Here is a 25,692-nt window from a genome sequence, read left to right as displayed (position 1 = left end):
AAACGCAGATGGGGAACCTGAGGGGCGGCGTCAATGGCCGGCGTGCCGTCGCGGCGAGCACGATGCGCCGAGCACGGCGAACACGATGAGCCGTCGCGCCGAGGGCGGTGCGCTCTCGGGTCGAGCGCGGTGCGCCCCCTCCCCGAGCACGGCACGCTCCCTCCCCCTTGCGGGGAGGGCTGGGGTGGGGGTCTGCAACGGAAGCGCTGCCATCGTGGCACCCCCACCCCCGCTCCCTCCCCGCAAGGGGAGGGGAGAACGCGCCGCGAATCGCGTTGGCGTTCGCGACCCACTCAAGACGCGGCTCAATCCAGCAGCCGCTGCAGCGTCTCCAGCCGGTCAGCGTCGCGCGGCGGCTTGTCCCAGCGCAGCCGGCTGATCCGCGGAAACCGCATCGCCACGCCGGATTTGTGCCGCGGCGAGCGCGCCAAGCCCTCGAACGCCACTTCCAGCACCAGGCCCTGATCGGGCGCGTGCACCACATGGCGGACGGGTCCGAATTTCTCCGCGGTGTTGCGGCGGACGAAGCGGTCGATCTGCAGCAGCTCTTCGTCGGTGAAGCCGAAATACGCCTTGCCGACCGGCACCAGCACGTCGCCGCCCTCGCCGTCCGTCCACACCCCGAAGGTGTAGTCGGAATAGAACGACGAGCGCTTGCCGTGGCCGCGCTGCGCATACATCAGCACGGCGTCGATGATGTGCGGGTCGTGCTTCCACTTCCACCATTGGCCCTTCGGCCGGCCCGGCAGATAAAGCGCGTCGCGGCGCTTCAACATCACGCCCTCGACCGCGTCGGCGTCAAGCCCGGCGCCGGCGCTGACCGGATCTTTTCGCGCGGCGCTTAGCCTCTCCCAATCGTCGAACGGGATCGTCGCCGACAGGTCGATGCGCGGATCGTCAAGCTCTGCGATGAAGGCTTCGAGTTTCCCGCGCCGCGCTTCGAACGGCAGCGTGCGCAGATCGTTTTCGCCGTCGCTCAAAAGGTCGTAGGCGCGCAGATGGATCGGATATTCCTTGAGGAGCTTTGACGTCACGGTCTTGCGGTTGAGCCGCTGCTGCAGCACGTTGAAGGTCTGCACCCGGCCCTCGCGCAATACTAAGAGCTCGCCGTCGATCGCGCCCGGCCGCCGCAGCGACGGCAGCAGATCCGGGAAGCTGTTGGTGATGTCCTCGCCGGTCCGCGAATACAGCCGCGAGACGATCTGGCCGTGCTGGTCGGCGCCGCTGACCGCCTGAATCCGGATGCCGTCCCATTTCCATTCGGCGATGTAGTCGGCGGCGTCGAGATTGCCGAAGTCGGCGTCCGCGATGGCGTGCGCCAGCATCACCGGCCGGAACGGCGCCGGATCGCGGTTGACCGGCTTGTCGGCGCGGCCTTCCAGCCAGGCGAATAGTTCGAGATAGGGCGGCGCGAGGCCGGGCCAGATCAGCTCGACGTCGTGCGGATCCTTGTCGCCGAGTGCCGCAGCCGCGGTCTTCGCCAGCCGCGCCGAGACGCCGATCCGCAGGCTGCCGGTGACGAGCTTCAAGAGCGCCCAGCGCCCGGTCTCGTCGAGCTCGTCGAGCCAGCGCGCCAACTGTGCCGGCAGCTCGGCCTTGCCGAGTGTGGCGAGCGTGGTGACGACGTCGGTCAGGGTTGGGGTGGGGTCGTTGCGGCGGCGTTCTTCACCTCTCCCCTCCGGGGAGAGGTCGGCTTGCGCCGCAAGGCGCGAGCCGGGTGAGGGGGTTAACTCTGTGCGATCTGGCAAGTCCCCCTCACCCGACCGGCTTCGCTGCGCTACGCCGGTCGACCTCTCCCCGGAGGGGAGAGGTAAAGACGAAGGCCACATCAGCGCCACCGTTTCCGACAGATCGCCGACGTAATCATACGACAATGCGAACAGCACCGGGTCGCTGCGGGCGGCGATCAGTTCGCGGATCAATCCCGGCTTGGCGTGCTTGAACGACAGCGCGCCGGTCAGCGCCGCCAGCGCGAAGCCGCGGTCGGGATCCTCGGCGCGATGCAGATAGCTGGTGATCAGCCGCAGCTTGTTGTTGCGGCCGGGCTCATAGGACAGACGGTCGAGCAGTTCGGCGAAGCGGTTCATGCCTCGGCGGCCTCGCTCGACGCCAACGCCGCATCGCCGTCCTCGTCGCCATAGCCCACCAGATCAAGCGGCCGCGCCCGCAGCCCCTGCGCGGTGCACCAATGCACCAAGGCGTCTTCCTGCCCGTGGGTGACCCAGACCTCGCCGGCGCCGGTGGCCTTGATCGTCTTCGTGAGGCCATCCCAGTCGGCATGGTCGGAAATCACCAGCGGCAGTTCGACGCCGCGCTGCCGCGCGCGCGCCCTCACCCTCATCCAGCCCGACGCAAAGGCGGTGACCGGATCGGGAAACCGCCGCGTCCAGATATCCGAGGTGGCGGACGGCGGCGCCAGCGTGATGGTGCCGGCGAGATCGGCCTTCTTGACGCCCTTCACCGCGCGCAGCTCGCCAAGCGGCACGCCGCGCCCGACGTAGTAATTGGTGATCTTCTCCATCGCGCCGTGCAGATAGATCGGCGCGTCATAGCCGACTTCGCGTAGCAGCGCGATCAGGCGCTGCGCCTTGCCGAGCGAATAGGCGCCGACCAGATGCGCGCGCTCCGGAAACAGTTTCACCGAGGCCAGCAGCTTGTCGACTTCGCCGGCGGCGTCGCCATGGCGGAACACCGGCAGCCCGAAGGTCGCCTCGGTGATGAACACGTCACAGGGAACCAGCTCGAACGGCGTGCAGGTCGGATCATGAGCGTCCTTGTAGTCGCCGGACGCCACGATGCAGGTGCCGCCGCAACTCACCGCGATCTGCGCCGAGCCCAGCACGTGGCCGGCGGGATGGAATGTCACCGTGACGTCGCCGAGCCTGAGCTCTTCGCCGTAGCGGATGGCCTGCGTGGAACCGGCAAAGTTCTCGCCGTAGCGCAGCCGCATCATGTCGAGGGTTTCGTGCGTCGCCAGCACCGCGCCGTGGCCCGGCCGCGCATGATCGGAATGGCCATGGGTGATCACCGCGCGCTCGACCGGCCGCACCGGATCGATATGGAAACCGCCGGGCTTGCAGCACAGGCCGGCGGCGACCGGCAGCAGGATGTCTTGTGGGCGCATTCCAGTTATATAGGCCGGCGTCGGGCTCATTCGAGGCGTGCAGATGGGTTCCTTGCAATGCCGACGCGGATCTTCATTTCATCGGGCGACATGATCGCCGACCGGCGGTTCGACTTCGCGCGCGATCTCGAGCTGCGCGGCGAGCTCGCGGCGGCCGAGCACCTCTACGTCCAGGCGACCGATCTGGCGCCGCGCTTCATCACCGCGTGGTTCACGTTGGGCGAGGTCCGCGAACGGCTCGGCGACCGCGATGGCGCGATCGCGGCGTTCCGCCAAGCGCAAGACTGCGACCCGGCCGACCGTCACGGCGCCGGGCTGCGGCTGATCCGGCTCGGCGCCGCCGCGCCTGCGCCGATGCCGACCACCTATCTGCGCACGCTGTTCGATCAATACGCGCCACGCTTCGAAGCGGCGCTGGTCGAGGAACTCGGCTATCGCGGCCCGTCACTGTTGCTCAAGGCGGTGCTGGCGACCCGCGCCGCGACGCGCCGGCCCGCCTATTTCCGCCGCGCCATCGATCTCGGTTGCGGCACCGGGCTCGCGGCGCGTGCCTTCGCCACGCAGACCGACGCCATCATCGGCTTCGATCTGTCGCCGGGCATGATCGAGCGGGCGCGCGCCACCGGGCTCTACGCCGCGCTCGAGGTGGCGGAGATCGTCGACGCGCTGCGGCGGCAGCGGGCCGGCAGCGCCGATCTGATCCTCGCCGCCGACGTGGTGATCTACCTGCACGACGTCGCGCCGCTATTGGCCGAAGTATTTCGCGTGCTGGCACCGGGCGGATTGTTGGCGCTGACCGCCGAGACCCATGACGGCGACGGCGTCGTGCTCGGCGCCGGCCTGCGCTACGCCCACGCCGCCGGGACGCTGCACGCGGCGATCGAAGCCGCGGGCTTGGTCGTGAAGCAGCTGGAGCGGGCGTCGGCGCGCAGCGAAGCCGGGGCGCCGGTGCCGGGGCTGGTGATCGTCGCGGCGAAACAATAGAGACTTTCGAATACGCGTGAGGAGCTTGAAGAGTCTCAGCCCGTCATCCCGGGACACGAGCAGCGAAGCTGCGCGTGAGCCCGGGAGCCAGTGCTCACCGCCCTGGAATACTGGATTCCGGACTTGCTCGTTCTAACGAACTCGCAATCCGGAATGACGACAGCATTTGTGTTGGGTGCTTCAATCCCAACTGAAAGTGCTCTAAAGGCCTCGCGCCCCGGAATGACGACTGTATTTGGCTTGGATGCTTTCATCGCAAACGAAAATGCGCGCGCGCCGCCGCCGACGAGCGCGGCGCAAACAAAAACCCCGGCCGCGAGGCCGGGGTTTTGCAGATCAGTTGGTCGCTGCGATCAGTACTTGGCGATCAGCATTGCCGATCAGTACTTGGCGATTAGTACCTGTCGCTCAGTACTTGGCGACCACCGGCGAATTGAAGTGATAGTTGATGCCGGTGCGGAAGATGTGCTCGGTGACCTTGGTGGTGTTGGGGAACGTACCGGCCGCGAAGTCGCTGCTGGTCGAGCCGAGGTCGAGGTAGAGATATTCGGTCTTCGAGGTCCAGTTCGGACCGACCAGGCCGAGCAGCGTGAACGGGGTTTCGATGCCGGCGCCGGCGGTCCAGCCGCTCGCGGTCTTCGAGATCGATTCGCTGCCGAACGGCGACACGATGGTGGTCTTCACGTTGCCGTAGGCGTAGCCGCCGGTGCCGTAGAACAGGGTCGAGCCGACCGAGTAGCCGAGCCGGCCGCGCACGGTGCCGAACCAGGGCAGCTTGGCGTCGTAGGCAACCAAGCCACCGAACACCGCGGTGTCGTTGTCGCGCTGGGTCGAACCCTGGAAGTCGGCCTCCAGGCCGTACACCCAGTTCGAGGCCTGCCAGTTGTAGCCGACCTGACCACCGCCGACGAAGCCGTCGAGGGCGAGATTGAACTGTTCGCTGAAGGGGCCGACGCCTGCGGTGCTGCGGTTGCGCGCGGAGGCGCTGCCGAAATTGCCGCCGAGATAGAAGCCGGTCCAGTTCGCGACCGGTGCCGGCGCGTACAGGCCGTTGCCGCCGATGCGATAGTTCAGGCCGACGCGGAAGATGTTCTCCCGCACGTTGGTCTGCAGGGTCTGGCCGAGGAAGCTGTCGGTCTTGTTGCCGAGATCGAGGTAGAGATATTCGATCTTGCCGGTCCAGTTGCCGCCCAGCGCCGCTTCAACGCCGCTGCCGATGGTCCAGCCGGTCAGCGTGCGCTTGCCGCTGTCGAACGCCGTGAAGCCCTCGGTCACGGTGGTGCGGACGTCGCCGGCCGCGAAGCCGCCGGTGAAGTAGTTCAGCACCGGACCGCGGGCGATACCGATGCGGCCGCGGGCGGTGGCGAACCAATCCAGCTTCTGGCTGTAGCTCACCGCGCCACCAAGCACCGAGGTGCGATTGTCGCTGAGGTCGGCGCCCTGGAAGTCGCCTTCGAGGCCGATCACCAGCGGTCCGAACAGCGAATTGGTCTGGTAGTTGTAGCCGATCTGGCCGCCGCCGAGCGCGCCGAACGGCTGCAGGTAGGAGGTATTGGTCAAGCCGGGCGCGATGTCATGGATGGCGCGGTCGCGGCCGAGCCCAACGCCGGCGTTGACGCCGACGTAGAAGCCGGTCCAGTCGTACACCTGGACGATCGGCGCCTTGTAATACGGGGCCTTGGTGGCCAGGTCGGCTGCCTGGGCGCTCACGGCCGTTCCGATAAGCGCGACGCCAGCGAGAATACGTTTCATGGTCCACCCCAATTGAATTGAACCCGAACCCTAGCCGAGCGCCCCGGCGCTGTCTGTGCCCGCGCAGCCACACCGCTCGGGAATCCGACATAAGGGACTGATCAGGCGCGTGGAATCGGGGTGCCGGGCGGCCTTGCAGAGGGCTGGCGGCGGCGTTTTCCGTCGCAAATTCAAGCGGATCGGTTCCCGCAGGCCGCGAATTGCGCAACAAGCTCAACCGTTTCCGACCGCGCAGCGCGGCGGCCTTCGGCGGCCCTCGACCTGGCCGATGCGAATGCCTAGCTTCGCGTGGTGCCGCCCGATGCCCCCGTTTCCCCGGATTCGCTGCCCGAGCGATTTGAGCGCTGGTTCGCAGCGCGCGGCTGGTCGCCGCGGCCGCATCAGCTGGAGCTGCTCGAGAAGGCCCGCGCGAAGCGCTCCGCCCTGCTGATCGCGCCGACCGGCGCCGGCAAGACGCTGGCGGGGTTTTTGCCGACCCTGGTGGAATTGAGCGGCCCTTCTCCTCACCTCTCCCCGCTTGCGGGGAGAGGTCGGATGACGCGCGAAGCGGGTCATCCGGGTGAGGGGGCGTCTCAACGTGACGAGACGCCCCCTCACCCGGCGCCGCAAGCTGCGCTTGCGACGCCACCCTCTCCCCGCAAGCGGGGCGAGGGGAAGAACGCGCGGGGCGAGGGAAGCAACGGCCTGCACACCCTCTACATCTCGCCGTTGAAGGCGCTGGCGGTCGACATCGCCCGCAACCTGGAAGCGCCGATCGCCCAGATGGGGCTGCCGATCAAGGTCGAGACCCGCACCGGCGACACCCCGGTGTCGCGGCGCGCCAGGCAGCGCAAATATCCGCCGGACATTCTGTTGACCACGCCGGAGCAGCTGGCGCTGCTGCTCGCCTCGGACGACGCGCCGTTCCTGTTCGGCGCACTGCAGCGCATCGTGCTCGACGAATTGCACGCGCTGGTGACCTCGAAGCGCGGCGATCTCTTATCGCTCGGCCTCGCCCGGCTGTGGCGGATCGCGCCGCAGCTGCGCGCCATCGGGCTGTCGGCGACGGTGGCCGAGCCGGACCAGCTCGCCCGCTTCCTGGTGCCGCAGCCGCCCGGCGAAACCGCCGCCGCCGACATCGTGATCGCCGGCGGCGCGGCGCAGCCGATCGTCGAGATGCTCGACACCAAGGAGCGGCTGCCATGGGCCGGGCATTCGGCGCGCCACGCGCTGGCTGAGATCTACGATCTGATCGGGCGCAACACCACCACGCTGGTGTTCGTCAACACCCGCAGCCAGGCCGAGATGCTGTTCCAGGAACTCTGGCGCATGAACGACGACAATCTGGCGATCGCGCTGCATCACGGCTCGCTCGACGTCGCGCAGCGCCGCAAGGTCGAGGACGCGATGTCCGCCGGCAAACTACGCGGCGTGGTCTGCACCTCGTCGCTCGATCTCGGGGTCGACTGGGGCGACGTCGATCTGGTGATCAATGTCGGCGCGCCGAAGGGTTCGTCACGGCTGATGCAGCGGATCGGCCGCGCCAATCACCGCCTCAACGAAGCCTCGCGCGCGGTGCTGGTGCCGGCCAATCGCTTCGAAGTGCTGGAATGCCGGGTGGCGATCGACGCGGTCGCCGAGAACGCGCAGGACACCCCGCCGCTGCGCTTAGGCGCGCTCGACGTGCTGGCGCAGCACCTCTTGGGCTGCGCCTGCGGCGAGCCGTTCCTCGCCGACGAGCTGTACGAAGAAGTGCGCAGCGCCGCGCCCTATGCCGAGCTCGCCCGCGCCGATTTCGACGACACCATCGATTTCGTAGCAACCGGCGGCTATGCGCTGAAGATCTACGAGCGCTTCGCCCGCATCAAGCAGGACAAAGAGGGCCGCTGGCGCGTCACCAATCCGCGGGTGCGGCAGATGTATCGCCTCAACGTCGGCACCATCGTCGAGGACACCATGCTGAAGGTGAAGCTGGTGCGCTCGTCGCGCGGCGGCGGCGGCCACACCGGCGCGCTCGGCCGCGGCGGACGGATGCTCGGCCAGATCGAGGAATATTTCATCGAGCAATTGCTGATCGGCGACACCTTCGTGTTCGGCGGCGAGGTGGTGCGCTACGAGTCGCTGGTCGAGGACGTGGCCTACGTCTCCCGCGCGCACGACAAGGACGCCCGCGTGCCGTCCTACATGGGCGGCAAGTTTCCGCTCTCGACCTATCTGGCTGAACGCGTGCGCAAGCTGCTCGCCGACAAGCGCGCCTGGAGCGGCCTGCCCGATCAGGTGCACGACTGGCTGTCGCTGCAGGCCGGGTTGTCGCTGGTACCCGGCGTCAGTGAGCTGGTGGTGGAGACCTTTCCGCGCGCGGGCAAGCATTATCTGGTCTGCTACCCGTTCGAGGGCCGGCTGGCGCATCAGACGCTCGGGATGTTGCTGACCCGCCGCTTGGAACGCAGTCGCGCGAAACCGCTCGGCTTCGTCGCCAATGAATACGCGCTGGCGGTGTGGTGCCTCGGCGACCTGTCGCAGATGGTGCGACGCGGCCAACTCGATCTCGACGCGCTGTTCGATCCCGACATGCTGGGCGACGACCTCGAAGCCTGGCTGGCGGAATCTGCTTTGATGAAACGCACGTTCCGGACCTGCGCGGTGATCTCCGGGCTGATCCCGCGGCGCTTCACCGGCGAGGAAAAGAGCAAGCGGCAGGTGCTGTTCTCCACCGATCTGGTCTACGACGTGCTGCGCAAGCATCAGCCGGATCATCTGCTCTTACGCGCGGCGCGCGCCGATGCGGCGACCGGCCTGCTCGATATCCGCCGGCTCAGTGATATGCTCAAGCGAATCAAGGGCCGCATCGTCCACAAGGAACTCGACCGGGTGTCGCCGCTGGCGGTGCCGGTGATGCTGGAAATCGGCCGCGAAGCGGTGTACGGCGAGGCCTCCGACGAATTGCTGGCCGAAGCCGCCGAGGATCTGGTGCGCGAGGCGATGGGCTAGTTTCTTCTCCCTCCCCCCTTGCGGGGGAGGGTCGGGGTGGGGGGTGCCACGGGGCACGTCGTTCAATTGAAAAGCGAGTAGGATGGGTTGCGCGGAGCGAAACCCATCAGACGCACTGAATCTTGCGATGGGTTTCGCGATGCTCAACCCATCCTACGAATCCAGACGATCGGGGCTGAACGGGAAGACGATTGATGCATCTTGCTACCGCACCCCTCTCCCCGCAAAGCGAAGGCGAACAGTGCGTCGCGATCGCCGACGCCACGCTCATCGCCGATCTGTCCGGAGCGTTGTACTGGGCCGATGAGCGGCTGCTGATCGTCTCCGACCTGCATCTGGAAAAAGGCTCGAGCTTTGCGATGCGCGGCGTGATGCTGCCGCCTTACGACACCATCGCGACGCTCGGCCGGCTCGGCGCGGTGATCGCGCGCTACGATCCCAAGACGGTGATCGCGCTCGGCGACAGCTTCCACGATCGCGACGCGCATGATCGATTGTCCGACGCCAACCGCGACATCCTCGGCGCGCTGCAGGCGGGGCGCGACTGGATCTGGATCGCGGGCAATCACGATCCCGCGCTGCCGAACGATCTCGGTGGCATGGTCGCCAGCGACGTCGGCATCGGAACGATCGTGTTTCGCCACGAGCCGAGCGGCGCCGACGGCGAAATCGCTGGCCATCTGCATCCGAAAGCGCGGGTCTCGGCGCGCGGCCGGGCGATGGAGCGGCGCTGCTTTGCCAGCGACGGCCACCGCATGGTGATGCCGGCGTTCGGCGCCTATGCGGGCGGCCTCAACATCCGCCACGAGGCATTTGCGAAGATCTTCACGCCGCTGGGCTTCGTCGCGCATCTGCTCGGCGACCGCAAGCTGCACGCCATCGCCGCCTCGCGCTGCTGCTGACTGCGCCGCCTTAACCTCTCCCCGCAAGCGGGGAGAGGTCGGCGCGTAGCGCCGGGTGAGGGGGCGTCTCGGCGGAATAAACGCTGAATTCTGTTCCCTACTATCAACTTCGTTTTCTACTGGAGCGCCCCCTCACCCCGACCCTCTCCCCGCGAGCGGGGAGAGGGAGCGCGCTGCCGATGTCGCGGGACTTCAAATCGAAGGAAAGGAGGTCGCGTGCAGTTTTACGCCGCCTTGGCCTGCAGCGCGTCGCAAAATTCGGCGAGCCGTTGCGCGAGGCGCAGCGTCGCGGGGTTGGCGTTGGGCGAGGCCACCAGCGCCACTTCGGTCTTGTCAATCGGAGCAAAACCGTCGCGCGCGGAGAGCGTGCGATGATCGGCCTGAATCGCGATTTCCGGCAGGATGCTGAGGCCGAGGCCGGCGGCGACCGCGGCCTGGATGCCGGCGAGGCTCGAACTGGTATAGGCCATGTGCCAACGCCGGCCGGCGGCCTCGATCGCGTGGATTGCGCGGGTGCGATACAGGCAGCCGGTCGGAAAGAAAATCAGCGGCACCGAGTCCGCCTTGGCGTTGCAGGGATGGCTCCTGCTGTCGACCCAATGCACCCGCTCCGGCCAAACCCCGATGCCATCCTTGCCGCCGGCAGCGCGCTTCAACAAGGCCAGATCGAGTTCGCCGCGCTCCAGATCGCGCCGCAGATAGATGCTCTGATCGGCACGGACGTCGAGCCGCAGCCCGGGCCGCGCCCGGGCAAAACTCGCCAGCAATTTGGTCAGCCGGTAGGCGGCAAAGTCCTCGTTGATGCCGAGCCGCACCGCGCCCTCGCTGCTCGGCCGCCCCAGCACGTCACGGGCTTCCTCCGCCAGCGACAACAGCCGCCGCGCATACGACAACAGCCGCTCGCCGGCGTCGGTCGGCGTCACGTCCTTGCCGGATCGGTCGAGCAATTGCTGGCCGAGGTCGTCCTCCAGCCGCTTGATCTGCTGACTCACCGTCGATTGCGTCCGGTGCACGCGTTCGCCGGCGCGGGTGAAGCCGCCGGCATCGACCACCGCGACGAAGCTGCGCAACAGTTCGAGATCGAGCATCGGGAGCATCATTCGATTTTCCACTGATCACCATTCTATCGTTTAATTTCCAAATGACAATCCGGCAGGTTACGACCCAAGCCGGAGGAGAGCCCGATGTCCATCACGCCCGTCGTCGCCCGCCCGGCCTTCAACCTGCTGCCGCTGACCATCGCGGCGTTCTGCGTGCTGTGGAGCTTTGCCTTCATCGCCGGCAAGGTCGCGGTGACCGATTGTCCGCCGCTGATCCTGCTGGCGGCGCGGTTCTCGCTGGCGGGGATTTTGATCCTGGGCTTTTCGCGGCTGCGCGGCGAGGCGTGGACGTTATCGTGGCGCGACGTCGCGGTCTGCGCCGTGCTCGGCATCGCCAACAACGCGCTGTATCTGGGGCTCGGTTACACCGGGCTGCAAAACACCTCCGCCGGGCTCGGCGGGCTGATCGTCAGCTCCAACCCGGTGTTCACCGCGGTGCTGGCGGCGCTATTGCTCAATGAGCCGTTGACCTGGCGCAAGGTCGCGGGGCTGCTGCTCGGCATCGTCGGCGTCGGCTTCATCGTCTCGCATCGGATGGCGATCGGCACCGACAGCCTGCGCGGCATCCTGTTCACTTTCGCTGGGCTAGCCGCGATCGTCGGCGGCACCATTCTGTTCAAGCTGCTGGCGCCGAAGGGCAGCCTGTGGATCGGCAACGGCATCCAGAATCTCGCCGGCGGGCTGGTGCTGATTCCGTTCGCCGCCACGCTGGCGAATGTCGGCGACATCGTCCCGAGCGCGCGACTGTTCTGGGCGTTCGGCTTCCTGGTGCTGGGCGGATCGATCTTCGCGTATTTCCTGTGGTTTCATCTGCTGCATGTCTGCGGCGCGACCGCGGCCAGCGCCTGGCATTTCATAATGCCGCCCTTGGCGATGCTGTTCGCCTGGATCGTGCTCGGCGAACATCTCGATGCCGGCGACCTTCTGGGGATCATCCCGGTCGCGATCGGAATCTATCTGGTGACGCGGCCAGCGGCCGTGCCCCTCGCGCAGGCAAAAATCGCAGCCGCAGAGTAAGAGATTCCGCCGGCGATCTCGCTGCGACGACAAACCCGATGACGTCCCCAAGAATGCGCAGTCCCGGCCGCGCGATAGCGCGACGGGCCGCGGCGGCTCGGCCTGTTTCCGGCCCGGAACCAGAGCGCAATCAGCACGTTAGCAACCGGCCTTGAGGCCGTTGGGAGCGTGCATGACGATCGAAGCGAAGTCCGACCTCGAGCGCAACCTCGACCAGCAGAAGCCCAGCACATTCCGCTTTCGCAACTTCTTCAAGACGCTCGGCCCCGGGCTGATCACCGGCGCGTCGGACGACGATCCCTCCGGCATCGGCACCTACAGCCAGGCCGGCGCCCAGCTCGGCTACGGCATCGGCTGGACCATGCTGCTGACCTTCCCGCTGATGGTGGCGATCCAGGAAATCTCCGGCCGGGTCGGCCGCGTCACCGGGCGCGGCATCGCCGGCAATGTCTGCCGCTACTACTCGTCGAAAATGCTCGGCGTCGTGGTGATGCTGTTGTTCATCGCCAACACCATCAACATCGCCGCCGATCTCGGCGCCATGGCGGACGCCACCAAGCTTTTGATCGGCGGCCCCGGCATCGCCTATGTGGTCGGCTTCGGGGTGATCTCGGTCGCAGCGCAGATCTTCTTCGACTACAAGCGCTACGTCGCGGTGCTGAAATGGCTGACGCTGTGCCTGTTCGCCTATGTGGCGGCGCTGGCGGTGGCCAACGTGTCGTGGGGCGAGGCGCTGAAGGGCATCGTGCTGCCGAGCGTCACCTGGAGCCGCGACTATCTCACCACCATCGTGGCGATCCTCGGCACCACGATCTCGCCCTATCTGTTCTTCTGGCAGGCCTCGCAGGAAGCCGAGGAAGAACGCATCGATCCCGACAAGAAGCCGCTGGTCAAGACCCCCGGCGACGCCCGCAGCGAATTCCAGCGGATCCGCGCCGACACCATCATCGGCATGGCGTTCTCCAACCTGATCGCGCTCTCGATCATCATCACCGCCGCGGCGACGCTGCACGCCACCGGCAAGACCGACATCCAGACTTCGGCGGAGGCGGCCGAGGCGCTGAAGCCGATCGCCGGCGCCTTCGCCGAGGCGATCTTCGCGCTCGGCATCGTCGGCACCGGGCTGTTGGCGATTCCGGTGCTCGCCGGCTCCGCCGCCTACGCGATCGGCGAAGGCCGCCGCTGGAAGGTCGGCCTCGCGCGCAAGCCGAAAGAGGCGGTGGCGTTCTACAGCGTGCTGGCGCTGGCGGGAATCGTCGGCATCGCGCTGAACTTCACCCCGATCAATCCGATCTCGGCGCTGTACTGGAGCGCGGTGATCAACGGCGTGCTGGCGGTGCCGGTGATGGTGCTGCTGATGCTGATGTCGCGCCGCAAGGAAATCATGCAGCGCTTCGTGATCCGCGGGCCGCTGTATTGGCTGGGCTGGCTCTCCACCGCGGCAATGACGCTGAGCGTGCTGGCGATGGCGGTGGGGTATTTCATCTAAGTACCACGTCATCCCGAGGCGCCCGGCGTAGCGCAAAGCGCGAAGCCGGGCCTCGAAGGATGGGCCGCCGGCACGCGTTTCCGCATCCTTCGAGGCTCGCCCAAGAGGGCTCGCACCTCAGGATGACGATTCAGAGCGTGAGGATCGATTGGATATTCGCGCCTTGTCTGGCCGAGGCCTCAATCCCGCCGGAACACCACCGAGGCCATCCAGCCGGTCAACAGCGCCATCAGCGCGGTGACCAGGCCATAGGCGAGGCCGTCGTGCCGCGCGGTGGAGGCGACGAATTGCTCGAAGCCGACCTTGACGATCTCGAACGAGCTTTCGGTCTTGGTCACCAGCGCGCCGTCGGCAAACACCTTGATCTCGACCTTGTAGTTGCCGATCGGCACCGCGGCCGGCAGCGGAATGCCGGTGCGGAACAGCGTCGGCGTCAGGAACGTCACCGCCGAGGTTTCCTCGCGGTACAGCCCGCGTTCGGAGCGCAGCCGCACGAAGGCGCTGCGGAACGCGTCGTTGGGCACCACGTCGGCATAATCCGGGCCGACCCGCTGCGTCAGCAGAATGTTGTTGAGCCCGAGCTGCTGGCGGCGCAGCACTTCCGGCGCGGCGATCGCCTCCAGCGGCTTGTTGGCGAACACCGCGAGATAGCCCGGCACCATGAGGAATTCGCGGGAATCGGCGTTGACCCAGATCCCCAGCGTGCGCTCCTTGCGCCGCGTCACCATGTCGGCGCGCGGGCCAGAGACCGTGACCACCAGATCGTAGACGCCGCGGTCGGCCGGCGTATCGACGTCCTTCTCGATCGATCCGAACAGCACCAGTTCGCCGCCGGCATAATTCGGCGTCACGGTGATGCGGGTGTTGGAAATCGACACGATCAGTTGTTCGGCGCGGGCGGGGCCGATGCTCGCCACGCCGAGCAGCAGGCCAAGCCCGATCAGCGCCGCGCCCGCCCGGGTCATGCGCCGCCCCCGGTTTCGCGAATGGTGAACAGGTCCTGCGGCTGGATCCCGAGCTCGATCGCAAACCGCACGCCCACCGCGAGGATCAGCAGCCCGAGCAGCAGCCGCAGCTGTTCGCCGCGGATGCGCTGCCCGGCGCGGGCGCCGAATTGCGCGCCGGTGACGCCGCCGATCATCAGGATCAGCGCCAGCACCGCGTCGACCTGGTGGTTGGTGACGGCATGCAGCACGGTGGCGATCAGCATGGTGAACAGCGTCAGCACCATCGAGGTGCCGATCACCGTCGAGGTCGGCACCCGCAACAGATAGATCAGGATCGGCACCAGGATGAAGCCGCCGCCGACCCCCATCACCGCGCCGATGAAGCCGATCACCAGCCCGATCACCACCACCGGGATCACCGACAGATACATTTTCGAGCGCTTGAACCGCATCTTCAACGGCAGCGCGTGGATCCAGTTGCGGCTACCGGAGCGGGTCGCCAGCACGGTCTGGCCTTGCCGGGTGCGCAGGATGGCGCGAAGCCCTTCCCACACCATCAGCCCGCCGACCGCGGTCAACAGCACCACGTAGGACAGCGCGATCACCAGGTCGAGCTGGCCGAGCGAGCGCATCAAGGTGAAGAACCAGACCCCGAGCCCGGTGCCGATCAGGCCGCCGCACAGCAGCACCCCGGCCAGCGCCGGATCGATGGCGCGACGCCGCCAGTATGACAATGCGCCGGACAGCGACGACGCCGCCATGTGGCTGGTCACCGAGGCGACCGCGACCGCGGGCGAAATGCCGACAAAGATCAACAGCGGCGTCATCAGGAAGCCGCCGCCGATCCCGAACATGCCCGACACGAAACCCACGGCGGCGCCCATCGCCAGGATGAGCAGAACATTGACCGGGATGTCGGCGATCGGAAGGTAAAGCTGCACGCGGGTTCGCTTCGGACAGGGGTGGCTGACGCGAGAAATCGCTGCGTCTTTGCATATCCGAATTCGTCGGCGGCGGTATTAAAGAATGCGCGACCGACCGCGGTTTTTCGCCCCCGCCGCTCATGCATCGTTCATGTTGGTGAATGAACGAGATTAACGCGCGGCGCGCTTGGCCGCCGCCGCGGGCTTGGCGGCGGCGCTGCCGGCGCCGTCCCAGCCGCCGGGCGGGCTCGCGACGTTGATCGCGTCGTCGGGCTGCGGTTCCGGCATGAAGGTCTGGATCGCCAGCTTGGCGGCCGACAGCGATTGCGGGTCGAGGCGCTTGGCGATGTCGTCGCGCTTGCGGCCGGCGTCGGCATCGCCCTGGGCGGCGGCGAGGCTGAACCACTTGTAGGATTCGGCGAGGTTCTGTTCGACGCCGATACCGCGGGCATAGAGGATGCCGAGGTTGAACTGGCTGTCGGCGACGCCGCGCTCGGCGGCCTTGCGGAACCATTGCGAGGCGCTCTTGTAGTTGGCGCCCTGCGAGCCGCCGTCGGCTTCCAGCACCGCGAGATTGTGCATCGCCTTGGCGTTGCCGCGCTCGGCGGCGAGGATGTAGTAGCGTCGCGCGGCGCCGAGATCGCGCTTCACGCTGAGACCCTTTTCGTACAGCGTGCCGACCCGGAAGATCGCCGGCACGATGCCGGCTTGCGCCGCGCGCTCATACCATTTCGCGGCCTCGTCGATATTCGCCGGCACGGTCTTGCCCTCGGCGTAGCGCACGCCGATCTCGTAGGCCGCGGCGGGATCGCCCTTCAGCGCGGCGATCCGCAGCTGCGGTCCGCCGATCGCGTCGGGCAATTTCTCGTTCGCGGGGATCGCGACCAGCGACGCCGCGCGGCCGCTCGGCGGCGCGGTCGGGATCGCCGGCGGCGGCGTCGGAATCGTGCCGGTGATGTCGGCGTCGGCGCTGCGGCTGTCGGTCGGCGCGGCGGGCGCCGGACCGAACAGCGATTGCCGGCCGATCGGCGTCGGCGAGGTCATCGACGGGTTGGCGGGCGCGGCCGGTGCCGGCGCGGTTTCGCTGGAGCTCGGCGCCGGCGTCGGCGCGGGCTCCGCGCTTTCGATCGCGGCGGGCTGCGGTGCGCCACCGTCCAGCAGGTTCATCGCCATCTTGAAGGTGCCGAGCACGATCACCACGACGCTGGCGCCGACCAGCAGCGAGCGGATTTTTGCGCCCAGCGTCGAGGCGCCCTCGGCCGGCGCGGCTGCGCCCGACGTTGCGGGTTTGGCCGGCTTCGGCGCTTTGGCGGCTTTGGCGGCGGGCTTCGCCTTGTCGGGCGTCTGCGTGGCGGCCGCGGCGGCCTGCGCCGCGCGGCGGGCCGCGGCGATGAAGTTCGACGAGCTGGTCTGTTCGCGGGATTGCGCCGGGATTTCGCTGATCGCGCTTTCAGACGCCGCGATCCGCTCGGACGGCGAGGCCCGCAGCGGCCGGGTGCCCGGCTCCAGCGGATGATCCGGCGGCAGTTCTTGACCGATCGACAGCCGCGACACGCCCTGCGGCGGCTCGGCCTTCTCGGGCGCCGGCGCCACCGCGGCGCTGTCGCGCGCGGGCTTCGGGCTGAGAATCTCCTTGATGGTCTTGGCAGGAGTCGGCGCCGCGGGCTCGGCAGCCGGCGGCGCGGCGGCGAATTGTCGGGGCGCGGCGTCGAAATGCGCGGCGGCGGCGGCGGGGTTCGGCAATTCCGGCCGCGGCGGCAGCACCACTTGCGGCGCCGGCGGCTCGACCGGCAGCCGGGCGGCGGCCGGCATCGCGGGCTGCGACGGCGGCGCCGGGCGCGCGCTACGCAGATCGCCTTCGATCATCGCCAAGCGGTCGACCACATGGCCGAGCGTATTATGCACCGCCTCCAGCGAATCCTGGGTGTGGCGGTCGGCTTCCGTCTGGGTGAACCGCAGATCGGAGATTTCGCGCTTCAAGGTATCGGCCAGGCCGTTGTCGGGCGGCGTGGTGCGGCTGACCGCGGTCAGCGCCGCAAAGGTGTCCTGCTGGCGCTCGAGCTGGCGCAGCACGTCCTGCAAGCCCTCTTCCACCCGCCCGAGATTGGGCGAGCGCGTTTCGGCCGAGGCTTCGAGGCGCTCCAGCAGATACGTCACCCGCTGTTCGAGATGCGCGAAGGTGGCGGCGCCGTCATTGCCGACCGGCAGCCGGTCGAGCCGATCCGACAGCGCCAGTAGCGCGGTTTCGAGCTGCGCGGAAGGATCGCTCTGCACCGGGCGTTCGCGGTTCTCCAGCGTCAGCGTCAGCGCGGCGATGCGCTGCTCGAGTGCGGCGAAGGAATCGCTGTGGCTGTCGGCGCGGGCGAGCTGGTCGACCTTGCTGGACAGCGTCTGCACGTCGTCGCTGAGCCGCGCCAGCGCTTCGTTGGAGGCAACGTTGGCGACGATGGCGCGCAGTGCTGCGATCGCGCCTTCGAGCTGCTGCAGCGTCGAGGGATCGCCGCTCGAGCGCACGATCATGTCGATCTTGCCGCCGAGATTGCGGATCGCCTCGTCGAAACCGGCGAGCTGTTCGGCCGGGGTCAGCGAGCGCAGCACGTCGCGGATTTCTGCCAGCGCGCGCTCGACCCCGGCCAGCGCATTGTGGTCGATGCCGTTGTGCCGGCTGTCGTCGATGCGCTTGGCCAGCGAGCGGATCTCGCTCTCCAACGACTCGATGGCGCGGCGCGGCATCGCCTCGGTGATGGTCTGGCGGATCTCGGCCAATTCGCCGCGGAACGCGGCGATCGACTGCTCGATCGCATCGGGCCGCGTCAAGGCGTCGATCTGCGTGGTGATCTTGTGCAGCTGGCGCTCCAGCCCCGACATATCCGGCGCGGCCGGCATCGCCGGCGCCATCGCCGGTCCGGTCGGCATCGCCGGCGCGAGCGGCGGCGCGGCGCGGCGCGGCGTCAGCTCATTGGCGGCGGCATCGAGTTGGGTCTGCCGCGCGGCGATCTCGGCGATCGCGGAATCCAGCGAGGCCGGGCTGAGCGGCGGCGAGGCGCGATAGACATCCGCCGCGGCGCGCTCGACGCGGTCGAGCTGCGGCTGCGGCTGCGGCTCGGCGCGGCGGGCCGGGTCGGTGATCTGCGACAACCGGGCGTCGAGCCGCGAGATGGCGTCGTTGAGCTGCCGCGCCACGCCGGGTTCGCCGCGGCCGGCGGGCCGCGAAATCTGTTCGATCTGCCGGGTGATGGAATCCAGCCGCTGGTGGATTTCGGCGACCTCCTGGGCGTCCTTCTCGGGCAACGCCGGCGCCGGCTGCGCGGCGTTCTGCGGCCGAAGCTGCGGGGGAACGTCGCCGACCTGGGCGCTGATCCAGTCGCCGAGCGAGAGCCCGGCCCGGCGCGCGGCGGCTTCCGCCCGTTCGCGCACTGACGGTTCGATCCCCTCGACACTCCACGATACGCGCGAATTCATGCTCACATCCGCTTCCGGCACCGGCGCTCAACCGCGCCCTGCAGCCCTCCCCGCGCGTCCCATGACGAGACAACTGAAATCGACGCGGACTGACTGCCCCTGGGACGGACTTTTTCGTGTTAGGGTAAAGAACCGGTTAAGGATGCGGCCGCGCTGCCATAAAGTTAACCCGATGGTCGCTTTTCGGCCGCGCTACGCGCCGCAATCGCGGGCCGGATCACGGTCCGACCGCTTTAACAAATTGCTAACACTTTGCCGGCGAGCCCGGAAGGTGCCGCGATACAAGGCGACCGCGCGCAGATACTTATGGGTTCACGTTATAAGTTATGTCTGGCCGTTGCCGTCGCGCGGGCTGTCCTCGATCGGCACGACGTTACTGCGGCTGGACACCGCGGACAGCGCCGCCAGCGCCTCTTCGCACCAATCCGAGACCATCCGCTCGTGGCGCAGCCCCATCCGCAGCAACAGCAATTTGCCGGTATCGGCGGGCGCTGCGGTGTCGTGCGGGAAACGCTTGGTGAGGATCCGCTCGTAGCGGCCGGCGCGGTCGCGGTGATGCTCCATCCGCGCCATCAGGTCGTCGCGCAACGGCTCGATGTCGACGCTGTCGAGCGCGTAGAGCCGGACCAACAGGTCGTCCTTCATCGAGGCCGGGCTGCTCGGCCGCGCGGCCCAATGCCGCAGCGCGGCGCGGCCCTCCGGCGTCAGCGTATAGACCAGCTTGTTGGGCTTGCCGGACTGCACCACCTCGCGGCCCTGGACATGGCCGCGGTCGCGCAGCCGCGACAGCTCGCGATAGATCTGCTGATGGTCGGCCTTCCAGAAGAATCCGATCGACGCATCGAAGGTCTTGGCGAGCTCATAGCCCGTCATCGGACATTCGGTCAGGCATGCGAGGATTGCGTCGCCAAGCGCCATTCACCCGCCCTCACTGCTACACACCGCGGCTTGACTTTATGCATAAGCATGCATATGCGTCAATGTGCATATCAACGCAAGACGGCATCTCCCGGCCTGTGCCATTTGCACACAGCAGGAGGCGCGTCCTTGCGCGTTACGCGGCCTCCGGAAACCGGTAAGGTCCCTCATTGGAACGCAACGAGCGCTGTGCTGCATGAGCCCCGATAGGGGTTGGCAAGCCAGCCGGGAGAACGCCATGCCGAGCTACAAAGCCCCGCTTGAAGACGTCGGGTTCCTGCTCAACGACGTGTTTCAGATCGACCGCTACGACAATCTTCCGGGGTTCAGCGATGCATCGGCCGACGTCCGCGACGCCATTCTGAACGAGGCGGCCAAGCTCAGCGAACAGGTGCTGCAGCCCCTGAACCGCGTCGGCGACAAGGAAGGCTGCACCCGCCACGATGACGGCCGCGTCACCACGCCGACCGGATTCAAGGAGGCTTACAAGCAGGTCTCGGAAGGCGGCTGGCTCGGCCTGTCGGCGCCCGAGGAATTTGGCGGCCAGGGCTTGCCATCGACGTTGTCGCATACCGTCGCCGAATTCCTGACCTCCGCCAACATGGCGTTCTCGATGTATCACGGCCTCACCATGGGGGCGACCGCGGCGCTCTTGGTGCACGGCCGCCCGGAGCAGAAGGCGATCTTCATTCCGAAGATGGTGACCGGCGAATGGACCGGCACCATGAACCTGACCGAGCCGCAATGCGGCACCGATCTCGGGCTGTTGCGCACCAAGGCGATCAAGCAGGCCGACGGCAGCTACAAGATCACCGGCACCAAGATCTTCATCTCCGCCGGCGAACACGATCTGTCGGAGAACATCATCCACCTGGTGCTGGCGCGGATCGAAGGCGCGCCGGCCGGCATCAAGGGCGTCTCGCTGTTCGTGGTGCCGAAGATTCTGGTCAATGCCGACGGCTCGCTCGGCGGCCGCAACGGCGTCACCTGCGGCGCGATCGAGCACAAGATGGGCATTCACGGCAATGCCACCTGCGTGATGAACTACGACGACGCCACCGGCTGGCTGATCGGCGAAGAGAACAAGGGCATGCAGGGCATGTTCGTGATGATGAACGAGGCCCGGCTCGGCGTCGCGGTGCAGGGCCTGGCGCAGTCCGAAGTGGCGTATCAGAACGCCGTGATCTACGCCCAGGAGCGGCTGCAAGGCCGCTCGCTCACCGGGGCGAAGGCCACCGACAAGCCGGCCGATCCGATCATCGTGCATCCCGACATCCGGCGCACGCTGCTCACCATCCGCGCCTTCAACGAAGCCGCCCGCGCCATGGTGGTGTGGACCGCGCTGAAGGGCGACGTCGCGCATCGCTCCGAGGACCCCAAGGAGCGGCAGGCCGCCGACGACCATATGGGCCTGATGACGCCGGTGCTGAAGGGCGTGTTGACCGACGTCGGCTTTGCCAATGCGGTGTCGGCGCAGCAGGTCTGGGGCGGCCACGGCTATATCGCCGACAACGGCATGGAGCAGTTCGTCCGCGACGCCCGCATCGCGATGATCTACGAGGGCGCCAACGGCATCCAGGCGCTCGACCTGGTCGGCCGCAAGCTGCCGCGCGACGGCGGCCGCGCGGCGATGGCGTTCTTCGCCGAGGTCGCCGCCTTCGCCAAAGAGCACGGTGGCGACGAGGCGATGCAGCCGTTCGTCGCGCCGCTGTCGCGCGCGCTCGGCGATCTGCAGAAGGCCACCACCTGGCTGATGATGAACGCGATGGCGCAGCCCGACAACGCCGGCGCCGGCGCCACCGATTACATGAAATTGTTCGGCCTGGTCGGCTTCGCCTACATGTGGGCGAAGATGATCAAAGTGACGCAGGACAAGATTGCCCAGAGCGGCGCCACGCCCTATCTGACCAGCAAGCTCACCACCGGCCGGTTCTTCATGGAGCGGATGCTGCCGGAAACCGCGCTGCATCTGACGCGGATCGAAAGCGGCTGCGCCACCATCATGGAATTGCCCGCGGAGGCGTTCTGATCGCGTCACGCGTAACACGTCCTGCCGGGCATTTTAGAGAGTTACTGATGCAAGTTGCGACCGAACGCTCGATGCGCGCACGGACTTCACCTCTCCCCGCTTGCGGGGAGAGGGGCAGATGCCGCGCCGCTTCGGTCAAATTCGACACCGCGGTCAGCGCAACCTTCTTCCACTCGGCTCGGGCTGAGGCCGGTACCAGACTCGCGATGACAGCTACTTGAGTTCACTGAACTGCAATTCGTCGGGCTCAATCGGGGCTGCGACCGAAACGGGAGAAAAACAATGCCCGAGGCCTATATCTACGATCACGTTCGCACCCCCCGCGGCCGCGGCAAGCCGGACGGCGCGCTGCACGAGGTGACCGCGCTGGCGCTCGCCACCGTGCCGCTCAAGGCGCTGAAGGAACGCAACAACCTGCAAGTCGACACCGTCGACGACGTGATCCTCGGCGTGGTCGATCCGGTCGGCGAAGCCGGCTCCGATATCGCGCGCTTCGCAGCCTTGAAGGCGGGCCTGGGCGAAGCGGTGCCGGGCGTGCAGATCAGCCGGTTCTGCGCCTCCGGTCTCGACGCGGTGAATTTCGCCGCCGCGCAGATCATGAGCGGACAGCACGAGCTGGTGATCGGCGGCGGCGCCGAATCGATGAGCCGCGTCGGGATCGGCGCCTCGGGCGGCGCCTGGCCGATGGATCCGTCAATGGCGATCCCCTCCTACTTCATGCCGCAGGGCGTCTCCGCCGATCTGATCGCCACCAAATACGGTTTTTCCCGCGATGATGTGGATGCGTACGCGGTGCAGAGCCAGCAGCGCGCCGCGAAGTCCTGGGAGGAAGGCCGTTTCGACAAGTCGGTGGTGCCGGTCAAGGACATCAACGGCCTCACTATTCTTGCCAAAGACGAGCACATGCGTCCGACCACGACGATGCAGTCGCTCGGGCAGTTGCAGCCGTCCTTCGTGCAGATGGGCGTGATGGGCGGCTTCGACGCGGTGGCGATCCAGTCGCATCCGGAAATCGAGAAGATCAACTACGTGCACCACGCCGGCAACTCGTCGGGGATCGTCGACGGCGCCGGCGCGGTGCTGCTCGGCAGCAAGGACGCCGGGGCGAAATACGGCCTCAAGGCTCGCGCGAAAATCCGCGCCTTCGTCAATATCGGCTCGGAGCCGGCGATGATGCTGACCGGCCCGGTCGACGTCACCAACAAGCTGTTCGCCCGCTCCGGCATGACCAAGGCCGACATCGACCTGTTCGAACTCAACGAAGCCTTCGCCTCGGTGGTGCTGCGCTTCATCCAGGCGTTCGAGATCGACAACGACAAGATCAACGTCAATGGCGGCGCGATCGCGCTGGGCCATCCGCTCGGCGCCACCGGCGCGATGATCCTGGGCACCGTGCTCGACGAATTGGAGCGCACCGACAAGTCGACCGCTCTCGTCACGCTGTGCATCGGCGGCGGCATGGGCACCGCGACGATTATCGAACGGGTTTAATCCGTAGGGTGGGCAAAGCGAAGCGTGCCCACCGCCTTATGCCAAGCCTTTGATGGTGGGCACGGCGCCAAGTGGCGCCTTTGCCCACCCTACAACCGAAACAACCGCCGCGCCGCAGAGCTGCTGGCATCGAAGGAGCTAATCACATGGCCTTCAAGAATTTCACGATCGAGACCGACGCCGACGGCATTGCGCTGCTGACCTGGGATAGTCCCGGCCGTTCGATGAACGTGCTGGACGTCACCAGCATCGAAGAACTCGGCGCCATCGTCGAGCAGACCACCGCCGACGCCGCGGTCAAGGGCGTGGTGATCACCTCGGGCAAGGACGCGTTCTGCGCCGGCGCCGACCTGTCGATGCTGGAAGGCCTCAACAAGACCTTCGCCGAGCTGCGCAAGTCCAAGGGCGAAGACGCCGCGCAGCAGATGCTGTTCGACGAGAGCCGCAAGCTGTCGCAGATCCTGCGCAAGCTGGAGACCTCCGGCAAGCCATGGGTCGCCGCGATCAACGGCCTCGCGCTCGGCGGCGGCTTCGAAGTCACGCTGGCCTGCCATCACCGCATCGCCGCCGACAATCCGAAGACCAAGCTCGGCCTGCCGGAGATCAAAGTCGGGCTGTTCCCGGGCGGCGGCGGCACGCAGCGGCTGCCGCGCATCCTGCAGCCGGCCGACGCCATGCAGATGCTGCTGAAGGGCGAGCAGGTCAATCTTGCCAAAGCGAAAGCCTCGAAGATCGTCGACGCCATCGTGCCGGCGGCGGATTTGATCCAGGCCGCCAAGGACTGGATCAAGGGCGGCGGCAAGGCGGTGGCGCCATGGGACGAGAAGGGCTTCAAGCTGCCCGGCGGTCCGGTGTTTTCCAAGCAGGGCATGATGATCTTCCCGGCCGGCAACGCGATCTATCGCCGCGAGACCTACGACAACTATCCGGCGGCGCGCGCCATCATGAGCTGCGCCTATGAGGGCCTGCTGCTGCCGATCGACGCCGCGTTGCGCGTCGAATCGCGCTACTTCGCCCATATCCTGCAGAGCAAAGAAGCCGCGGCGATGATCCGCAGCCTGTTCATCTCGATGCAGGAGTTGAACAAGGGCGCGCGGCGGCCGCAAAACGTGCCGCCGACCAAGGTGAAAAAGCTCGCCATCATCGGCGCCGGCTTCATGGGCGCCAGCGTCGGCTACGTCTCGGCCAAGGGCGGCATCGAGGTGGTGCTGATCGACCGCGATCAGGAGAGCGCCGACAAGGGAAAGGCGCATTGCAAGAGCGTGATCGACGGGCTGATCGCCAAGGGCCGCGCCAAGGAGGCCGACCGCGACGCGATTCTGGGCCGCATCACCGCGACCCCGGACTACAATGCGATCAAGGATTGCGACCTCGTCATCGAAGCGGTGTTCGAGGATCGCAAGGTCAAGGCCGAGACCTACGCCAAGGCGCAGCCGCTCTTGAAAGAAGGCGCGATCTTCGCCTCCAACACCTCGACGCTGCCGATCAATTCGCTGGCCGAGGAATTCCAGGACCAGTCGAAATTCATCGGCATCCATTTCTTCTCGCCGGTCGAGAAGATGATGCTGGTGGAGATCATCGTCGGCAAGAACACCGGCGACGTGGCGCTGGCCACCGCGCTGGATTACGTGCGCCAGATCAGCAAGACCCCGATCGTGGTCAACGACAGTCGCGGCTTCTTCGCCAACCGCTGCGTGCTGCGCTTCACCGCCGAGGGCCTGGAGATGCTGATGGAAGGCATCCCGCCGGCGATGATCGAGAACGTCGCCAAGATGGCCGGCATGCCTGTCGGCCCGCTGTCGCTCGCCGACGAAGTGGCGCTCGATCTGGTGCTGAAGATCATGAAAGCCACCGAGGCCGATCTCGGCGAACAGGCGGTCGATCAGCAGCAGAAGAAGCTGATGATCGAACTGGTCGAGAAGCAGGGCCGGTTCGGCCGCAAGAACGCCAAGGGGTTCTACGACTACCCGGAAAAGGGCAAGGGCCAGAAGAGCCTGTGGCAGGGCATCGCCGCCCTGCAGCCGAAGCATCTCGATCCCGATACGGTCGACATCGAGGAATTGAAGCAGCGCTTCCTGGTGGTGCAGGCGGTGGAAGCCGCGCGCACCGTGGAGGATCATGTCATCACCGATCCGCGCGAGGCCGACGTCGGCTCGATCCTCGGCTTCGGCTTCGCGCCGTTCACCGGCGGCACGCTGAGCTATATCGACTTCATGGGCACCAAAGAGTTCGTGGCGCTGTGCCACAAGCTCGAGGCCAAATACGGCTCGCGCTTCACCCCGCCGAAGCTGCTCGAAGACATGGCGAAGACCGGCGAGACCTTCTACGGCCGCTTCCCGCCAAAGAAGCTGGCGGCGGCGTAAGACGAGAGGAGTGGCCGACCATCAGGCACGGCCTCACCTCTCCCCGCTTGCGGGGAGAGGTCGGGTCATCGCGAAGCGATGATCCGGGTGAGGGGGCCTTTCACCGAGGGCGGCCTTGTTGAGGAGCCCCCTTGTATCTGCCCATTGAGCAAAATGTGCGATGGAAGCGGCTTAGCGCGTTGGCCGGTGGCCACCGGCCCACGCGCGCGGCGATGACGCCC

16 protein-coding genes are annotated in these 25,692 nt (G+C 67.1%); 8 read left to right on the top strand and 8 right to left on the bottom strand.

Annotated elements, in window-relative coordinates:
- Positions 1 to 305 precede the first annotated feature (305 nt).
- Positions 306 to 2,087, bottom strand: coding sequence for a cisplatin damage response ATP-dependent DNA ligase (locus HNR60_RS21030; protein WP_184261750.1), 1,782 nt, complete (start codon positions 2,085 to 2,087; stop codon positions 306 to 308).
- On the bottom strand, positions 2,084 to 3,124 hold the full coding sequence (locus HNR60_RS21025) for a ligase-associated DNA damage response exonuclease (RefSeq protein ID WP_184261748.1): 1,041 nt from the start codon (positions 3,122 to 3,124) through the stop codon (positions 2,084 to 2,086). The genes HNR60_RS21030 and HNR60_RS21025 overlap by 4 nt, the downstream gene beginning before the upstream one ends.
- A 57-nt stretch (positions 3,125 to 3,181) precedes the next feature.
- Between HNR60_RS21025 and HNR60_RS21020 the strand changes: the two genes are divergently transcribed.
- A complete protein-coding gene (locus HNR60_RS21020) occupies positions 3,182 to 4,108 on the top strand; it encodes a class I SAM-dependent DNA methyltransferase (protein ID WP_184261746.1) in 927 nt (308 codons plus the stop codon).
- Between the two features lie 408 nt (positions 4,109 to 4,516).
- Here the strand turns inward: HNR60_RS21020 and HNR60_RS21015 are convergent, their stop codons facing one another.
- Positions 4,517 to 5,860: an outer membrane protein gene (locus HNR60_RS21015; protein ID WP_184261744.1), complete on the bottom strand. Its 1,344-nt coding sequence runs from the start codon at positions 5,858 to 5,860 to the stop codon at positions 4,517 to 4,519.
- 291 nt (positions 5,861 to 6,151) lie between these two features.
- On the opposite strand from HNR60_RS21015, the gene HNR60_RS21010 reads away from it, so the two are divergent.
- Positions 6,152 to 8,830 (top strand): ligase-associated DNA damage response DEXH box helicase, encoded by a 2,679-nt coding sequence (locus tag HNR60_RS21010; RefSeq protein WP_347339366.1) that lies wholly within the window; start codon positions 6,152 to 6,154, stop codon positions 8,828 to 8,830.
- 194 nt (positions 8,831 to 9,024) lie between these two features.
- A complete protein-coding gene (pdeM, locus tag HNR60_RS21005) occupies positions 9,025 to 9,732 on the top strand; it encodes a ligase-associated DNA damage response endonuclease PdeM (protein ID WP_184261742.1) in 708 nt (235 codons plus the stop codon).
- Between the two features lie 224 nt (positions 9,733 to 9,956).
- On the opposite strand, the gene HNR60_RS21000 is transcribed toward pdeM, so the two are convergent.
- Positions 9,957 to 10,820, bottom strand: a complete 864-nt coding sequence (locus HNR60_RS21000; RefSeq protein ID WP_184261778.1) for a LysR substrate-binding domain-containing protein — start codon at positions 10,818 to 10,820, stop codon at positions 9,957 to 9,959.
- Between the two features lie 96 nt (positions 10,821 to 10,916).
- Between HNR60_RS21000 and HNR60_RS20995 the strand changes: the two genes are divergently transcribed.
- Positions 10,917 to 11,849: a DMT family transporter gene (locus HNR60_RS20995; protein WP_184261740.1), complete on the top strand. Its 933-nt coding sequence runs from the start codon at positions 10,917 to 10,919 to the stop codon at positions 11,847 to 11,849.
- 172 nt (positions 11,850 to 12,021) lie between these two features.
- Positions 12,022 to 13,338, top strand: coding sequence for an NRAMP family divalent metal transporter (locus HNR60_RS20990; RefSeq protein ID WP_184261738.1), 1,317 nt, complete (start codon positions 12,022 to 12,024; stop codon positions 13,336 to 13,338).
- 179 nt (positions 13,339 to 13,517) lie between these two features.
- Here HNR60_RS20990 and HNR60_RS20985 read toward each other — a convergent pair whose 3' ends face one another.
- The 4 genes from HNR60_RS20985 to HNR60_RS20970 all read right to left on the bottom strand — a co-directional run bounded on the left by HNR60_RS20985 (position 13,518) and on the right by HNR60_RS20970 (position 19,588).
- On the bottom strand, positions 13,518 to 14,303 hold the full coding sequence (locus HNR60_RS20985; RefSeq protein WP_184261736.1) for a TIGR02186 family protein: 786 nt from the start codon (positions 14,301 to 14,303) through the stop codon (positions 13,518 to 13,520).
- Complete coding sequence (locus HNR60_RS20980) at positions 14,300 to 15,226, bottom strand: TSUP family transporter (protein WP_184261734.1); 927 nt, start codon at positions 15,224 to 15,226, stop codon at positions 14,300 to 14,302. Before HNR60_RS20980 ends, HNR60_RS20985 begins: the two co-directional genes overlap by 4 nt.
- Positions 15,227 to 15,379: 153 nt before the next feature.
- Positions 15,380 to 18,670, bottom strand: a complete 3,291-nt coding sequence (locus tag HNR60_RS20975) for a tetratricopeptide repeat protein (protein WP_184261732.1) — start codon at positions 18,668 to 18,670, stop codon at positions 15,380 to 15,382.
- A 324-nt stretch (positions 18,671 to 18,994) separates the two neighbouring features.
- Entirely contained in the window at positions 18,995 to 19,588 is a 594-nt protein-coding gene (locus HNR60_RS20970; protein WP_184261730.1) for a PadR family transcriptional regulator, read from the bottom strand.
- Positions 19,589 to 19,826: 238 nt separating this feature from the next.
- On the opposite strand from HNR60_RS20970, the gene HNR60_RS20965 reads away from it, so the two are divergent.
- From HNR60_RS20965 to HNR60_RS20955, 3 genes are all read left to right on the top strand, one after another.
- Positions 19,827 to 21,617 (top strand): acyl-CoA dehydrogenase C-terminal domain-containing protein, encoded by a 1,791-nt coding sequence (locus HNR60_RS20965; protein ID WP_184261728.1) that lies wholly within the window; start codon positions 19,827 to 19,829, stop codon positions 21,615 to 21,617.
- 282 nt (positions 21,618 to 21,899) lie between these two features.
- A complete protein-coding gene (locus HNR60_RS20960) occupies positions 21,900 to 23,108 on the top strand; it encodes an acetyl-CoA C-acetyltransferase (RefSeq protein ID WP_184261726.1) in 1,209 nt (402 codons plus the stop codon).
- 146 nt (positions 23,109 to 23,254) lie between these two features.
- A complete protein-coding gene (locus HNR60_RS20955) occupies positions 23,255 to 25,471 on the top strand; it encodes a 3-hydroxyacyl-CoA dehydrogenase NAD-binding domain-containing protein (protein WP_184261724.1) in 2,217 nt (738 codons plus the stop codon).
- Positions 25,472 to 25,692: the final 221 nt, after the last annotated feature.

Origin of the sequence: Rhodopseudomonas rhenobacensis (assembly GCF_014203125.1) — a bacterium.
Lineage (GTDB): Bacteria > Pseudomonadota > Alphaproteobacteria > Rhizobiales > Xanthobacteraceae > Rhodopseudomonas_A > Rhodopseudomonas_A rhenobacensis.
This window is presented reverse-complemented; position numbering and strand designations above follow the sequence as displayed.

Bases quoted from the DNA above. Each gene is read 5' to 3' on its own strand.
- HNR60_RS21030 (WP_184261750.1), bottom strand. From the start codon at position 2,087: ATGAACCGCTTCGCCGAACTGCTCGACCGTCTGTCCTATGAGCCCGGC.
- HNR60_RS21025 (WP_184261748.1), bottom strand. From the start codon at position 3,124: ATGCGCCCACAAGACATCCTGCTGCCGGTCGCCGCCGGCCTGTGCTGC.
- HNR60_RS21020 (WP_184261746.1), top strand. From the start codon at position 3,182: ATGCCGACGCGGATCTTCATTTCATCGGGCGACATGATCGCCGACCGG.
- HNR60_RS21015 (WP_184261744.1), bottom strand. From the start codon at position 5,860: ATGAAACGTATTCTCGCTGGCGTCGCGCTTATCGGAACGGCCGTGAGC.
- pdeM (WP_184261742.1), top strand. From the start codon at position 9,025: ATGCATCTTGCTACCGCACCCCTCTCCCCGCAAAGCGAAGGCGAACAG.
- HNR60_RS21000 (WP_184261778.1), bottom strand. From the start codon at position 10,820: ATGCTCGATCTCGAACTGTTGCGCAGCTTCGTCGCGGTGGTCGATGCC.
- HNR60_RS20995 (WP_184261740.1), top strand. From the start codon at position 10,917: ATGTCCATCACGCCCGTCGTCGCCCGCCCGGCCTTCAACCTGCTGCCG.
- HNR60_RS20990 (WP_184261738.1), top strand. From the start codon at position 12,022: ATGACGATCGAAGCGAAGTCCGACCTCGAGCGCAACCTCGACCAGCAG.
- HNR60_RS20985 (WP_184261736.1), bottom strand. From the start codon at position 14,303: ATGACCCGGGCGGGCGCGGCGCTGATCGGGCTTGGCCTGCTGCTCGGC.
- HNR60_RS20975 (WP_184261732.1), bottom strand. From the start codon at position 18,670: ATGAATTCGCGCGTATCGTGGAGTGTCGAGGGGATCGAACCGTCAGTG.
- HNR60_RS20970 (WP_184261730.1), bottom strand. From the start codon at position 19,588: ATGGCGCTTGGCGACGCAATCCTCGCATGCCTGACCGAATGTCCGATG.
- HNR60_RS20965 (WP_184261728.1), top strand. From the start codon at position 19,827: ATGCCGAGCTACAAAGCCCCGCTTGAAGACGTCGGGTTCCTGCTCAAC.
- HNR60_RS20960 (WP_184261726.1), top strand. From the start codon at position 21,900: ATGCCCGAGGCCTATATCTACGATCACGTTCGCACCCCCCGCGGCCGC.
- HNR60_RS20955 (WP_184261724.1), top strand. From the start codon at position 23,255: ATGGCCTTCAAGAATTTCACGATCGAGACCGACGCCGACGGCATTGCG.